At 59.6% G+C, this 12958-nt stretch carries 14 protein-coding genes; 10 read left to right on the top strand and 4 right to left on the bottom strand.

All coding sequences use genetic code 11. From position 1 onward, the window contains the following. Positions 1 to 54 precede the first annotated feature (54 nt). The 6 genes from fadD2 (at position 55) to C4J91_RS21230 (ending at position 6426) form a co-directional block, all read left to right on the top strand. A complete protein-coding gene (gene fadD2 / locus C4J91_RS21250) occupies positions 55 to 1743 on the top strand; it encodes a long-chain-fatty-acid--CoA ligase FadD2 (protein ID WP_124364114.1) in 1689 nt (562 codons plus the stop codon). 380 nt (positions 1744 to 2123) lie between these two features. Continuing rightward, on the top strand, positions 2124 to 3815 hold the full coding sequence (gene fadD1 / locus C4J91_RS21245) for a long-chain-fatty-acid--CoA ligase FadD1 (protein WP_124364113.1): 1692 nt from the start codon (positions 2124 to 2126) through the stop codon (positions 3813 to 3815). A 475-nt stretch (positions 3816 to 4290) separates the two neighbouring features. Beyond that, positions 4291 to 4761, top strand: a complete 471-nt coding sequence (locus C4J91_RS21240) for a rhodanese-like domain-containing protein (RefSeq protein ID WP_164484564.1) — start codon at positions 4291 to 4293, stop codon at positions 4759 to 4761. Next, entirely contained in the window at positions 4758 to 6083 is a 1326-nt protein-coding gene (locus tag C4J91_RS21235) for an MFS transporter (RefSeq protein WP_124364111.1), read from the top strand. The genes C4J91_RS21240 and C4J91_RS21235 overlap by 4 nt, the downstream gene beginning before the upstream one ends. Positions 6084 to 6095: 12 nt before the next feature. Then, positions 6096 to 6227: a hypothetical protein gene (locus tag C4J91_RS27885; RefSeq protein WP_256681616.1), complete on the top strand. Its 132-nt coding sequence runs from the start codon at positions 6096 to 6098 to the stop codon at positions 6225 to 6227. After that, positions 6220 to 6426: a hypothetical protein gene (locus tag C4J91_RS21230; protein WP_124364110.1), complete on the top strand. Its 207-nt coding sequence runs from the start codon at positions 6220 to 6222 to the stop codon at positions 6424 to 6426. The genes C4J91_RS27885 and C4J91_RS21230 overlap by 8 nt, the downstream gene beginning before the upstream one ends. Positions 6427 to 6448: 22 nt before the next feature. Here C4J91_RS21230 and C4J91_RS21225 read toward each other — a convergent pair whose 3' ends face one another. Then, the gene (locus C4J91_RS21225; protein ID WP_124364109.1) at positions 6449 to 6826 is read right to left on the bottom strand and encodes a hypothetical protein; all 378 of its coding nucleotides are present in this window, start codon (positions 6824 to 6826) and stop codon (positions 6449 to 6451) included. Between the two features lie 201 nt (positions 6827 to 7027). Here C4J91_RS21225 and C4J91_RS21220 point away from each other — a divergent pair, with 201 nt between their 5' ends. The 3 genes from C4J91_RS21220 (at position 7028) to def (ending at position 8886) form a co-directional block, all read left to right on the top strand. Next, complete coding sequence (locus C4J91_RS21220; protein ID WP_124364108.1) at positions 7028 to 7213, top strand: CsbD family protein; 186 nt, start codon at positions 7028 to 7030, stop codon at positions 7211 to 7213. A gap of 180 nt (positions 7214 to 7393) precedes the next feature. Then, the gene (locus tag C4J91_RS21215; RefSeq protein ID WP_124364107.1) at positions 7394 to 8350 is read left to right on the top strand and encodes a YihY/virulence factor BrkB family protein; all 957 of its coding nucleotides are present in this window, start codon (positions 7394 to 7396) and stop codon (positions 8348 to 8350) included. Beyond that, a complete protein-coding gene (def, locus tag C4J91_RS21210; protein ID WP_124364106.1) occupies positions 8347 to 8886 on the top strand; it encodes a peptide deformylase in 540 nt (179 codons plus the stop codon). Before C4J91_RS21215 ends, def begins: the two co-directional genes overlap by 4 nt. A 172-nt stretch (positions 8887 to 9058) precedes the next feature. Here def and C4J91_RS21200 read toward each other — a convergent pair whose 3' ends face one another. Next, positions 9059 to 9457 carry a GNAT family N-acetyltransferase gene (locus C4J91_RS21200; protein WP_124364104.1) on the bottom strand — a complete coding sequence of 133 codons (399 nt, stop codon included), beginning with the start codon at positions 9455 to 9457 and terminating at the stop codon, positions 9059 to 9061. Between the two features lie 206 nt (positions 9458 to 9663). Between C4J91_RS21200 and C4J91_RS21195 the strand changes: the two genes are divergently transcribed. Next, positions 9664 to 10590 carry an aliphatic sulfonate ABC transporter substrate-binding protein gene (locus C4J91_RS21195; protein ID WP_124364103.1) on the top strand — a complete coding sequence of 309 codons (927 nt, stop codon included), beginning with the start codon at positions 9664 to 9666 and terminating at the stop codon, positions 10588 to 10590. 346 nt (positions 10591 to 10936) lie between these two features. Here C4J91_RS21195 and C4J91_RS21185 read toward each other — a convergent pair whose 3' ends face one another. Both C4J91_RS21185 and C4J91_RS21180 read right to left on the bottom strand, forming a co-directional pair. Next, a complete protein-coding gene (locus C4J91_RS21185) occupies positions 10937 to 11407 on the bottom strand; it encodes a hypothetical protein (protein WP_124364102.1) in 471 nt (156 codons plus the stop codon). 133 nt (positions 11408 to 11540) lie between these two features. Further along, positions 11541 to 12950: an MFS transporter gene (locus tag C4J91_RS21180; protein WP_124364101.1), complete on the bottom strand. Its 1410-nt coding sequence runs from the start codon at positions 12948 to 12950 to the stop codon at positions 11541 to 11543. Between the last annotated feature and the right edge of the window lie 8 nt (positions 12951 to 12958).

The raw sequence follows: 12958 nt of genomic DNA, 5'->3' as shown, positions 1-12958 counted from the left end.
TTGTAGCTGCATAGAAAAGCGGCCGGACACACTCAGGTAAAGAGGACAAGAATAATGCAACCTGATTTTTGGAATGACAAACGCGCGGCGGGTGTGCCTAACACCATCGACCTCACTGCCTATCAATCAGTGATCGAAGTCTTCGAGCGTTCCTGCAAGACCTTTGCCGACCGTCCGGCGTTCAGCAACATGGGCATTACCCTGACCTACGCCGAGCTTGAGCGCCAGAGCGCGGCGTTCGCCGGTTACCTGCAGCAGCACACCGACCTCAAGCCCGGCGAGCGCATCGCGGTGCAGATGCCCAACGTGTTGCATTACCCGATTGCGGTTTTTGGCGCACTGCGCGCCGGGCTGATTGTGGTCAATACCAACCCGTTGTACACCCCGCGTGAAATGCGCCACCAGTTCAAGGACGCCGGCGTGCGTGCGCTGGTCTACCTCAACCTGTTCGGTTCGCGGGTACAGGAGGTGTGTACCGACACCGAGATCGACTACCTGATCGAAGCCAAAATGGGCGATTTCATGCCCGCCGCCAAAGGCTGGCTGGTCAACACCCTGGTCGACAAAGTCAAGAAGATGGTCCCGGCCTACCACCTGCCGCGTGCGGTGTCGTTCAAGCGCGCCTTGCACATGGGCGCGGGCCTGGGCGTGACGCGACATCCGGTGAGCCTAGAGGATATCGCCGTGCTGCAATACACCGGTGGCACCACCGGCCAGGCCAAGGGCGCGATGCTCACCCACGGCAATCTGGTGGCGAATATGCAGCAGGCGCGGGCGTGCATGTCGCAACTGGGGGACGACGGCCATCCGCTGATCAAGGAAGGGCAGGAGGTGATGATTGCGCCGCTGCCGCTGTACCACATCTATGCGTTCACCGCGAACTGCATGTGCATGATGGTGTCCGGCAACCACAACGTGCTGATCACCAACCCCCGCGACATCGGCGGGTTCATTAAGGAACTGAAAAAGTGGCGCTTCACCGGGCTGCTGGGGCTCAACACGCTGTTTGTGGCGCTGATGGAGCATCCGGACTTCAAGAGCCTGGATTTTTCCCATCTCAAGTTGACCAATTCCGGCGGCACGGCGCTGATCAAGGCCACCGCCGAGCGTTGGCAGCAGATCACCGGGTGTGCAATCGGCGAGGGCTACGGCCTGACCGAAACTTCACCGGTGGCGAGCACCAACCCCTATGGCAATCAATCGCGGCTGGGCACAGTAGGCATTCCGGTGCCGGCCACGGCCATGAAGGTGGTCGATGACGAGGGCGCTGAGTTGCCGTTGGGCGAACGCGGCGAACTGTGCATCAAGGGCCCGCAGGTGATGAAGGGCTATTGGCAGCAACCGGCGGCCACGGCCGAGGCGCTGGATGCCGAGGGGTGGCTGAAGACCGGCGATATCGCTGTGATCGATACAGACGGCTTTATACGCATCGTCGACCGCAAGAAAGACCTGATCATCGTCTCGGGTTTCAACGTTTATCCCAATGAGATCGAAGACGTGGTGATGGCCCACCCGGCCGTGGCCAACTGCGCGGTGATCGGCGTGCCGGATGAGCGCACGGGGGAAGCGGTGAAGCTGTTTGTGGTCGCGCGTGCCGAAGGTGTGAGCATCGAGGAGTTGAAGGCGTACTGCAAGACCAACTTCACGGGGTACAAAGTGCCCAAGCACATTGTGCTCAGGGATTCGCTGCCTATGACGCCGGTGGGGAAAATCCTGCGGCGGGAGCTGCGCGACATCGCCTGAACCGAATAGCTAAAAAATGTGGGAGGGGGCTTGCTCCCGATTGCGGTGTTTCAGGCACAGATGCAGTGACTGACACTCCGCTATCGGGAGCAAGCCCCCTCCCACATTGTTTTGTATTGCCCGCAAAGCCCTGTTCCAGAGCCTTTCAGTGGGTTATTTTGCCTGCATTAAAAGTGTGACCAATTATTGTAGGACAGTCGTGTTAGTGACCGTGGGGCCCTCTTTTGGCTCTAGTCGGCCCTTGGCAAAGCTGCTACTCTCGGCGCGCTTTGTGACGTCTAGGCCTGCTTGAAGCGCCAGATTCACCTTAAAAAAACATACACCAATAATAATCGCATCAAATGCGATGATGAATTCGCGTCGCTGAGGAGTGGGCTTCCATGAACGAAGACTTTTGGAAGGATAAGTACCCCGCCGGGATTGCTGCACAAATCAATCCAGACGAGTATCCGAATATTCAGGCGGTACTGAAGCAGTCCTGCCAGCGCTTCGCCAACAAACCGGCTTTCAGCAACCTGGGCAAGACCATCACCTACGGTGAACTGTACGAATTGTCCGGCGCATTCGCTGCCTACCTGCAACAGCACACCGACTTGAAGCCTGGCGATCGAATCGCCGTGCAACTGCCCAATGTCCTGCAATACCCGGTCGCTGTATTCGGCGCCATCCGTGCCGGGCTGATCGTGGTCAACACCAACCCGCTGTACACCGCGCGGGAAATGGAACACCAATTCAATGACTCCGGGGCCAAGGCCCTGGTTTGCCTGGCCAACATGGCGCACCTGGCTGAAAAAGTCGTGCCCAAGACCGCCGTCAAACACGTGATCGTGACCGAAGTCGCCGACCTGCTGTCGCCGTTCAAGCGTCTGTTGATCAACAGCGTGATCAAGTACGTGAAAAAAATGGTCCCGGCCTATCATTTGCCGCAAGCGATCAAGTTCAATGACGTGCTGGCCAAGGGGCAGGGCCAGGCGGTCAGCGATGCCAACCCGGCCAGCGGCGATGTGGCGGTGCTGCAATACACCGGCGGCACCACCGGCGTGGCCAAGGGCGCAATGCTCACCCATCGCAACCTGGTCGCCAACATGTTGCAATGCAAGGCGCTGATGGGCTCCAACCTCAATGAAGGGTGCGAGATCCTGATCACGCCGCTGCCGCTGTACCACATCTATGCGTTTACCTTTCATTGCATGGCGATGATGCTGATCGGCAACCACAATATCCTGATCAGCAACCCGCGCGACCTGCCGGCGATGGTCAAGGAACTCTCGAAGTGGAAGTTCAGCGGCTTTGTCGGCCTCAATACCCTGTTCGTGGCGTTGTGTAATAACGAAGGTTTCCGCAAGCTGGATTTCTCCGCGCTGAAGGTCACCCTGTCGGGCGGCATGGCGCTGCAGTTGGCGGCGGCCGAGCGTTGGAAGGCCGTGACCGGTTGTGGCATCTGCGAAGGCTACGGCATGACCGAGACCAGCCCGGTGGCCACGGTCAACCCGATCCAGCATATCCAGATCGGTACCATTGGCATCCCGGTGCCCTCCACCGTGTGTAAAGTGATCGCCGACGACGGCACCGAGCTGCCGCTGGGCGAAACCGGCGAGCTGTGCGTGAAGGGCCCCCAGGTCATGAAGGGCTACTGGCAGCGCCAGGACGCTACCGACGAGATGCTCGACAGCGAAGGCTGGCTGAAGACCGGCGACATCGCGATCATCCAGCCCGACGGCTACATGCGTATTGTCGACCGCAAGAAAGACATGATCCTGGTCTCGGGTTTCAACGTGTATCCCAACGAGCTGGAAGATGTGCTGGCAGGTCTGCCGGGCGTGTTGCAGTGCGCAGCCATCGGCGTGCCGGATGAAAAGTCCGGGGAGCACATCAAGCTGTTCATCGTGGTCAAGCCAGGGGCGACCCTGACCAAGGAACAGGTGATGGAACACATGCGCGCCAACGTCACCGGCTACAAGGTGCCCAAGGCCGTTGAGTTCCGCGATGCGCTGCCGACCACCAATGTGGGCAAGATTCTGCGGCGTGAATTGCGCGATGAAGAACTGAAGAAACTCGGTGTGAAAAAGTAATCTGATCGCTTTTCACTGAACCCGTACTTATCCAAGTACGGGTTTTTTTTGCGTTCATTTTCGGTCGTGCCTTGATTGTATATTGCTACTTTTCAGGCTGATGACAAAAAACAAACTGAGTTCGCCGAGTTGCGAAAATTTAAATCTTTCGGACAAATCCCTGCGCTGACTGGGCAAAGCGGCGGTCATTAAAAATTTACCCACGAATGACTACCAAATCTTGTAGTTGAGCATGGCCGTGCACTGCTCTAAAACTCTCCTTGCTGTTTCAGGGGTGACACACTGTCGCAGTGGATGGCACGCACTTACTGATCCGCTATTCAACAGGCAATTACATGTATCGCATGACGTCGAGTTTGCGCAAAGCTTCATTGTCCGACACCTTGTCCCATGCCCTGGGATCATCGGCTCGATCCAGGCGCTGGAGGCGATAAAAATCCTCAGCGCGGTAGGGGAGCCGTCGGTCAATCGATTGATGCTGTTCGATGCACTGGGCCTGCAATTGCGCCAGGTGTCGATTCGTCCTCGCGCCAGTAACCCGCTCAGTGGCGAGCGAGCGCTTATTCGCCAGCCTCAAGCCATCGCAGCCAACTGCGCGGTGGCTGTCGGCGCGCAATACGCGATCTGCGCCCAGGCCCTGGAGCAGCGGCTGCTCAGCGATACGGCGCTGCAATTGATTGATGTACGGGACGGGCATGAGCATCTGGCTATGTCCCTGGGCGGGATCAATCTGCCCTTGAGCGAGTTGCCTCAGCGCCTGGCTCAAGGACTTGCGCCCATTGAAACGGTGGTCTATTGCAAAAGCGGCGTACGCAGCCTGAAAGCCCTGCATGCGATCAGCGCCGTGGTCGGTAGCGGGCGCTGCCGCAGTTTGACCGGGGGGCTGGACGCCTATCTCGCCGCCGGTTGCCAGGAGCGCCTGCGCCGTGCCGAGGTCCGGCGATGAGCGGTCCGTCGCTGGGCGGGCTGAGCCGCGATTTCTATCTGATCCAGCTGGCCGCTTTTCTTAATGCGGTGGGCACGCGCTGTGGTCAATTCGCAATCGCCTGGTGGGTGCTGGGAAAAACCGCGGACCCGCTCGCCTATGCCGGTTTTGTCGCGGTAGCGACCCTGGCGGATGTGTTGTCTCGCGCGATGTTTGGTTGGCTGGGCGACCAATATGATCGGCAACGCTTGCTGGTGGGCTGCTATGCCATCAGCGCTGTCACGACGTTGATGTTGGCGGTGCTGGGCAGCCAGGATCTCTACGTGCCTTGGCTGATTGCCAGTTGCCTGGCGATTTCCGGGGTTGCCATCGGAATTCGCGATCCGATTCAGATGAGCTTGGCGTCGGTATTGGTTGCGCCCCACCGGGTCAGCGATGCGGTCCGCCTGAGAAGTATCGTCGGCTCGTCGTCAGCGCTGATGGGGCCGCTGGCGGCCGGGATTCTGCTGGGGCCGCTGGGCGTGTTGGGTACGCTCTGGCTGAATGCATCGGCGGTGATCTTGGCCTTGGCGCTGATTGTGCTGGTGAGGGCACCTGCCGCCAGCGACAGGCCGGGTGCGCAACAGCTGTCGTATCTGGCGACGTGGTACACCCGCACCCGTGAAGGGTTTACCGCGCTCTACCGGGTCAAGCCCGAATGGAACCTCAGCCTGTTGGCGTTCATCGTCAACTTCTCGCTGTACCCCCTGTTTGCGGTGTTGTTTCCGGTGTTGATCAATCGCCATTTTCCCGAGGATTTATGGCTGATCGCCGTGACCGAAGGCGCGTTCGCGGTGGGCTTGTTGGCGGGCAGCCTGTTTCTGGTCAAGCGCGCCAATGTGCGCTGGGGGCGGCCGAGGGTGGTGTTTGGCGGTTTTCTCTTGGTGGGACTGGCGATGGTGGGGTCTGGGCTTTTCAGCCAGTACTTCCATGCCCGACCCGCTGGGTTCGCCGGCGTGACGGTGCCCTTGCTGCTGGTGGGCGGCATCGGTCTGGTCATTGTGACCGTCAATACGTCCACCGTGCGCATGCTGGCCACCCCCGACAGCTACCGCAACCGCATCGGGTCGGCGACGTCGTTTGTGTCTGGGATGGTGATTCCCTTCGGCGCACTGGTGGGGGGCGCGGTTTCCGAAGCGCTGGGCGTGAGCTACGCCATGGCCGCCCTGGGCCTGCTCATCATTCTCGCCGCGATCCCTTGCATGTTCAGCGCGGTACTGGTACTGGTGCGGGTGCTGGGGATGGGCGATGAACAGATCAAGAACATCTACAAGGACTTTTACCCTGATGCTTTCCCGGATTGAAGGTGAATACCGATGACTGCCACGACCCGCGCCCACCTGTTCGACGCCAAAAATACCCCGACGATACCGGCGGCTTTCTGGGAACACTTCGTCAGCCTCTCCCGTGACAAGACACAGCCCACTGTATCTGCTGGCGTTGAATGAAGACACGGGGCTGCTGTTTGCGGGCGGCGCCATGCTGCGGGTTGAGTCTTTGCCGGCTGTGCGCGTGCTGATCCGCGCATTGCAGGGCACGGCGCCGATCAGACTGGCGCAAGCGTTGCCGGGACAGGCCGGCGGTGAGCACGTACAGGCGGCGGTGCGCTGGCTGTATGAGCAAGCGGCGATCGATGTGTTTGCTTGAGCCTCAATAACCGCTCAAAGGTTTATAGCGCGAACGATGCGAAGCTGATTCCTGCACCGGCAGGGCGCACATCCTTGAGGAACGAGTCCTTGTCGGCGCTCAGTTCCAAGGTGATTTCCGGCTTGCGCTTGCCGGCATTGCGCACCACCAGCCCTTCGAGGTTCTCACGCAGGAACACCGTTGGCACTTTCAGGTGCAGCAGTTGGTCAGTCTCGGCGTTGTGCATCAACAGGTGGATCCACTCGTACTGGCCCAGGCCAATCCGCGCCACTGGCAAGTCGAACCACCAGATATTGCGTTTGGGGTCCAGGTCGGTGAAATGGCAGTTGTTGACGCCGAGTACGGCACCGCCCAGTTCCTGGTTTCTGCGGGCGATGGCCTGTGCTTTATTGAGTTTCATAACCTTCCTACGGGATCTGTTATTCAGCGTTCGAGCCTGAATCTGCCGGGCATTCTCGTGGGTTGGCCGCAAAACATAAAGGCAAACCTGCCCCTTTCGATGAAATGCGCACTGAAAAATAATTGAAACTCTGTCGCTTGGCTTCGAGTCAACCGCTACGTAGTGACCTCAAACCATTTGATAGTTATCAGGAGTAATACCATGGGCAGCACTTCCGATAAGGTAAAAGGCATGGCTAACGAAGCCGTCGGCAACGTCAAGCAAGGTGTCGGCAAAGCCACGGATAACGACAAAATGCAGGTTGAAGGCGTGATTCAAGAGAAGAAAGGCGAAGCTCAGCAGGCAGTGGGCAAGACCAAGGACGCAGTGAAAAAAGCGACCGAGTAAGACGGTCCGGCTGGCTCATCCCAGCAGCCCGACGGCCATCTACGGATGGCCGTTTTTGTATCCAAGGCTGCAACTAAAGTTTAGAAATTGTTTCAAAGTCGCCAAATGGGCTACTTTGATGTAGAAAACGGCCCCTGAGTCGCCCGCGACCTCACCCTCTTTGCGGCGAAAGGAGACGCTATGATTTTTCCGGTACTCGATGGTCTCAAGCTGCACAAGGTGCTGGTGCGCACCGTTACGGAATTCGTCGACGACGAGATGCCCACCTACGCCTCGGCGTTGGCCTACCAGATGCTGTTCTCGTTGTTTCCCTTCCTGTTGTTCCTGATTGCCCTGATCGGTTTTCTGCATCTGCCGGATTTCTTCACCTGGCTGCGCCTGCAGTCGGAGCTGGTATTGCCGCCCCAGGCACTGGAGCAGGTCAACCCGGTGATCGACCAGTTGCAGCAATCCAAGGGCGGGCTGCTCTCGGTGGGTATCGTGATCGCCCTGTGGACCGCCTCCGCTGGCGTACGCCTGATGATGAGCGCGATGAACGCGGCCTATGACGTGGTGGAGGGGCGGCCGATCTGGAAGCGTTTCCCGCTGTCGATTTTCTACACTATCGGCATCGCCGGCATGCTGCTCGCCGCCGCCGCGCTGATGGTGCTCGGCCCGCAGGTGATGGAATGGCTGGCGGGGCAGATCGGTATGCAGGAATTTGTCGTAACCCTGTGGACCATCCTGCGCTGGCCGCTGATCGTGATCCTGCTGATGTTTGCCGTGGCCCTCATGTACTACGTGATGCCGGATGTTGAACAGGAGTTTCGCTTTATCACCCCCGGTTCCGTATTGGCGGTGGTGGTGTGGATCGTCGCTTCCCTCGGCTTTGGCTACTACGTTAAAACCTTCGCCGACTACAACGCCATGTACGGCAGCATCGGCGCGATCATCGTGTTGCTTTTGTACTTCTATATTTCCGCCGCCGTGCTGTTGCTTGGCGCGGAGATGAACGCCGTGATCGAACACATGTCCGCCGAAGGCAAGGACCCCGGCGAAAAAGAAATCGACGAACCGGGCCATGCCGGTGAAAAACAACATGTCTCAGGCCTGGGCCGGGACCATTCCAAGCCTCTCACCGTTGAGCCTGATCAATGATCCGTGAAATCCTGAAAATGGGCGATGAACGTCTACTGCGCATCGCCCAGCCAGTGCCGCCGGAAATGTTCGACAGCCCCGAGCTGTGGCAACTGATCGACGACATGTTCCAGACCATGGAACACGTGGGCGGCGTCGGCCTGGCTGCGCCGCAGATCGGTGTGGACCTGCAATTGGTGATCTTTGGTTTCGAGGCCAGCGAACGCTACCCGGAGGCACCACCGGTACCGCAGACCATCCTGATCAACCCGTTGATCACACCGCTCAGCCCGGTGCTGGAAGAGGGGTATGAGGGCTGCCTGTCCGTCCCCGGCCTGCGCGGCGCTGTGGACCGCTATCAGCAGATCCGCTACGAAGGCTTCGACCCCAAGGGCGAGCCGATCGTACGTTTCGCCGACGGCTTCCATGCACGGGTGGTGCAGCATGAGTGCGATCACCTGATCGGGCGGTTGTACCCGTCGCGGATTACCGACTTCAGCAAGTTCGGGTTTATCGAAGTGATGTTCCCGGAAATGGACCCAACCGCCGACGAATGAGCAGCAGACTGCAACAGGTCCAAATGTGGGAGGGGGCTTGCTTCCTGTAGGAGCGAGCTTGCTCGCGAAAGATGTCAACGATAACGCGTGCTTGCTGAATGAACGCGGTGCCTGTGAGTTTTTCGCGAGCAAGCTCGCTCCTACCCACCGCTATCGGCGCAAGCCATCCAGGTTATCGAAGGCCCATCGCAATCATCGGTTTGTTGCGCTTGTAGCGAACCAGTCGTTCACTGAGCGATTGCGGCAGCACGGTGTCCTGTGAAAAACCCATACGCTGATACATCCCTTCAAGGTCCGGGTGGCAAAACAGCCATACGCTATCGTCCACTTCAGCCACTGCCAGGTGGATCAACCGCGCCGCCAGCCCCTGGCCGCGATAAGCCGGGTCAACGAACACGCCGGTCAGCCATTGCCCACCGACCACGGGGGTCAGGCATAACCCGGCAACGATCTGCGTGTCCCTCGCCACCCACAACTGCCCGTCCTTTAGCGCCTTCATCGACGAGTTGTGGCTGCGGTAAAACTTGTTCAGCAGCGGCCATAGCGGCGCTGCCAAGCGTTCGATGTGCATGTTCAAACCAATGAAAGGGCGAGGCGGGCATTGTAGCCTTTGCCGGCAGGGCGCAAACATCGGCCTGCGAGTCCGTATATAAAGTTATAAATAGATGACTTTTTAATATTATTAATGAATAAGAGGGCTTGCTAGGATCGCTGCTTCGAAGCACCCGACATACCGTGCCCAACCGCACCCGCCGTCAAGGTCAAGGAAGCGCTCTTATGCTGAAAATTATTGCTGTCGCCGTTCTTTCGCTGGTCGCCGCCAAGGCACTGGCCGCCGATCCAGCCACGCTGCGCATTGGCTATCAGAAAAGCTCGGTGAGCATGGTCCTCGCCCGTGAACACAAGCTGTTCGAAGCCGCGCTGCCCGGCACTCAGGTGCAGTGGACCGAGTTCCTCGGTGGCCCGCCGCTGATCGAGGCGCTGAACGCCGGCAGCCTGGACATCGGCAATATCGGCGACATCCCACCCATTTTTGCCCAGGCCGCCGGGATTGAATTGCAGTACATCGCCGTCGAGCCCAATGAGGGCAAAACCGAAGCCGTGCTGGTGCCTCAAGCCAGCCCCATTCAGAGCGTGGCTGAGCTCAAAGGCAAGCGCGTGGCGCTGCTCAAGGGTTCCAGTGCGCACAACCTGTTCCTCAAGAGCCTTCTGCGCGCCGGTTTGCAGTGGAAAGATGTGAACGTGGTGTACCTGTCGCCTTCCGACGGGCGCGCCGCGTTCGAGCAAGGCAAGGTGGACGCCTGGGTGGTGTGGGACCCTTACTACTCGGCCGCCGTGGTCGACGGTGCCGCCCGCGTGTTGGGCACCGGCGAGGGCCTCAATCCGGCCGGCAGCTTCTTCGTGACCAGCAGCGCGTTTGCCCGACAAAATCCCCAGGCCATTGCCACCATCCTGCAAACCCTCGGCAAGGCGCAGCGTCTGTCCCTGGACCAACCCGAAGACAGCATCGCGCTGATGGCCAAGACCCTGGGCCTGCAACCGGCGGTGGTCAAACGCTACTTCGAGCACCGCTCGCCCGAGCCGATCCGGCCGCTGCAGGCGGTCGACATCGCCAATCAGCAACGCACCGCCGATTTGTTTTTCGCCAATGGCTTGATCCCGAAAAAGGTCGATGTGCAGCAGGTTGTGTTCAAAGGTCCATAAGGCCTGGGGCGGGGGGAAGTGCTCCCTCGCTACCGAGTACCTCCGACGTATTCAGCTCATGGGTTTTCAGCTGCCAGGGCCGCAATGACAGTGGGCCGCTCACCCACCCCTTGCTGAAACGCCGCCAACACCGGCCATTCAGCTCGATCCCGCCGACCTGATCGACTTAGGCGTGGTGCTCATGCTGGCTGATAACTGAAAAAACGCTGCTGACCTCATGTGAAAGAAATTCAAAATGTGGGAGGGGGCTTGCCCCCGATAGCGGTGGATCAGTCAATAAATCGGTGGCTGATACTCTGCTATCGGGAGCAAGCCCCCTCCCACATTTTTTGTTCAGCGGTGTGGCTTAGATTGCTGCCAGGGTGTCTTTCACTGCCTGGGCCTGTGGAGCAGCCGCCTTCGCCGCTACCTGCTGCTGTTGCTGCTCCTTCAAACGCTCAGCCACTTGTCGGGCAATGGCGTCTTGTTGTTGCTGCGGCAGGGCCTGCACTTGCTCTTCTGTCATCCCCTGCTCCTTGAGCAACTGCTCGCGGATGCGCTCGGCCGGGGATTTGCTCATGTATTCGCTGAGTTCAGCCCGCGCCCCGGAGGTCGTCGCTGTGGCTTGCAACTGCACGCGGGTCTTGGCGAAGGCCTCGTCGATGCGATCGCTCGCCTTGTCCAGGTCCTTCTGGGCGGCCGGCACCATCACGCTTTGCTGCGCCGTTTGCAGGGCGCCGCTGTACAGCGCGCTGGCAGCGGCGTTGGCCGGGTCCATGTCGGAGCGCTTGAGCTGTTGGACGGTCGACGCGGCTTGGGTGTCGTTGTTAACCAGCATGATCGGTCACCTGGGGGAATGTTCGGTGTGACAGCTGGAGCAATTAGCATGCCGGGCACGACGTGCCCGTTTTTATTGGGGGGCAAGCCGCCGTCGCGGCAAACACTGTCCCGTCGACGGCCAACCCTTGCCGTCAGTGGGCGATATTCTCCAATGCCAGGTTACGCGTTCGCGGCCCAAACCAACTGATGGTGATCATCACAATCAACATGCTGCTCGCGATAAACGCCAGCACGCCCGGTGTGCCCAGGTGTTCGAGGATAAAACCGATCAGCAGGCTGCTGAACACCGTGGACAAGCGGCTGAACGAGTAGCAGAACCCTACCGCCCGCGCACGGATATTGGTGGGGAACAATTCGCTCTGATACGAGTGATAGCTGAAGCTCAGCCAGGCGTTGCAGAAGGTGATCATCACCCCACAGAGGATCAGCCCCACCGCCGTGGTTTGCACGGCGAACAGGCTGCCGAAGATCACCGCGCCCAAGGCCGAGCCGACAATCTGCCACTTGTTCTCAAAACGGTTGGCGACCTTCACGAACAACAGCGGGCCCAGCGGATAGGCGAGCGTGATGATAAACGCGTAGAGCAGACTGTGGGTCACGCTGACGCCCTGGCCCGACAGCAAGGCGGGCAGCCAGTTGCCAAAGCCGAAGAAACCGATGGCCTGGAACACGTGGAAGACGATGAGCATCAAGGCGCGACGGCGGTAGGGCGGTTGCCAGATATCGGCGAAACGGCCGCTGCCCTGCACGCTGACAGCCTCGGGTTCCGGCTCATCCAGAGGCTTGCCGTGATCCTTCAGGCAGCGCGCTTCAAGGGTGTCCATGATTGTGCCGGCTTCCTTGAAACGACCTTTCTGCGCCAGCCAGCGCGGTGATTCCGGCAGGCGCTTGCGCAGTTGCCAGATAAACAACGCAAAGACTGCACTGCTGAGCACCACCCAGCGCCAACCGGAAATCCCGAACGGCGCCTGGGGCACCAGCCACCATGACATCAGCGCCACCGCCGGCACCGACAGGAACTGGATGAAAAACGCAAAGGCAAACGCCGAACTGCGCATGCGCTTGGGCACCAGTTCCGACAGATAGGCGTCGATCGTCACCAGTTCAATACCCAGTCCGATGCCCACCAGAAAGCGCATGCAGATAATACCCAGGGCGGACGTCTGGATGCCCATCAGCACCGTGGCGACGGTGTACCAGATCAGCGCAAAGGTAAAGATCGCCCGGCGCCCAAAACGATCGGCAATGGGGCTCAGCAGGCTGGCGCCGAGGAACAGGCCGAGGAAGGTGGCCGAGGCGAACGCGGCCTGGTCGGAAAAGCCAAACACGCCCTCGCTGCCCGTGTGGAAAATCCCGTCGCTGATCAGGCCTGGGCTGATATAGGCCGTCTGGAACAGGTCATACAGCTCGAAAAAACCGCCGATCGACAGCAATGCCACCAGGCGCCAGATGCTGGCGACGGCGGGCAGGCGGTCGATACGTGCGCTGATGTGGGCGGCGCGGGTCGGGTCGATGCCGTCAGTGGTGGAGCGTGCAGGCATGGGTCAGA

Origin of the sequence: Pseudomonas sp. R3-52-08 (assembly GCF_003851745.1) — a bacterium.
Taxonomy (GTDB): Bacteria; Pseudomonadota; Gammaproteobacteria; order Pseudomonadales; family Pseudomonadaceae; genus Aquipseudomonas.
Note: the sequence above shows the minus strand (reverse complement) of the source record. Positions and strands in the feature narration are given on the sequence as shown.

Coding starts and splice junctions, on each gene's coding strand:
- fadD2 (WP_124364114.1), top strand. CDS start 55: ATGCAACCTGATTTTTGGAATGACAAACGCGCGGCGGGTGTGCCTAAC.
- fadD1 (WP_124364113.1), top strand. CDS start 2,124: ATGAACGAAGACTTTTGGAAGGATAAGTACCCCGCCGGGATTGCTGCA.
- C4J91_RS21240 (WP_164484564.1), top strand. CDS start 4,291: ATGCTGTTCGATGCACTGGGCCTGCAATTGCGCCAGGTGTCGATTCGT.
- C4J91_RS21235 (WP_124364111.1), top strand. CDS start 4,758: ATGAGCGGTCCGTCGCTGGGCGGGCTGAGCCGCGATTTCTATCTGATC.
- C4J91_RS27885 (WP_256681616.1), top strand. CDS start 6,096: ATGACTGCCACGACCCGCGCCCACCTGTTCGACGCCAAAAATACCCCG.
- C4J91_RS21225 (WP_124364109.1), bottom strand. CDS start 6,826: ATGAAACTCAATAAAGCACAGGCCATCGCCCGCAGAAACCAGGAACTG.
- C4J91_RS21220 (WP_124364108.1), top strand. CDS start 7,028: ATGGGCAGCACTTCCGATAAGGTAAAAGGCATGGCTAACGAAGCCGTC.
- C4J91_RS21215 (WP_124364107.1), top strand. CDS start 7,394: ATGATTTTTCCGGTACTCGATGGTCTCAAGCTGCACAAGGTGCTGGTG.
- def (WP_124364106.1), top strand. CDS start 8,347: ATGATCCGTGAAATCCTGAAAATGGGCGATGAACGTCTACTGCGCATC.
- C4J91_RS21200 (WP_124364104.1), bottom strand. CDS start 9,457: ATGCACATCGAACGCTTGGCAGCGCCGCTATGGCCGCTGCTGAACAAG.
- C4J91_RS21195 (WP_124364103.1), top strand. CDS start 9,664: ATGCTGAAAATTATTGCTGTCGCCGTTCTTTCGCTGGTCGCCGCCAAG.
- C4J91_RS21185 (WP_124364102.1), bottom strand. CDS start 11,407: ATGCTGGTTAACAACGACACCCAAGCCGCGTCGACCGTCCAACAGCTC.
- C4J91_RS21180 (WP_124364101.1), bottom strand. CDS start 12,950: ATGCCTGCACGCTCCACCACTGACGGCATCGACCCGACCCGCGCCGCC.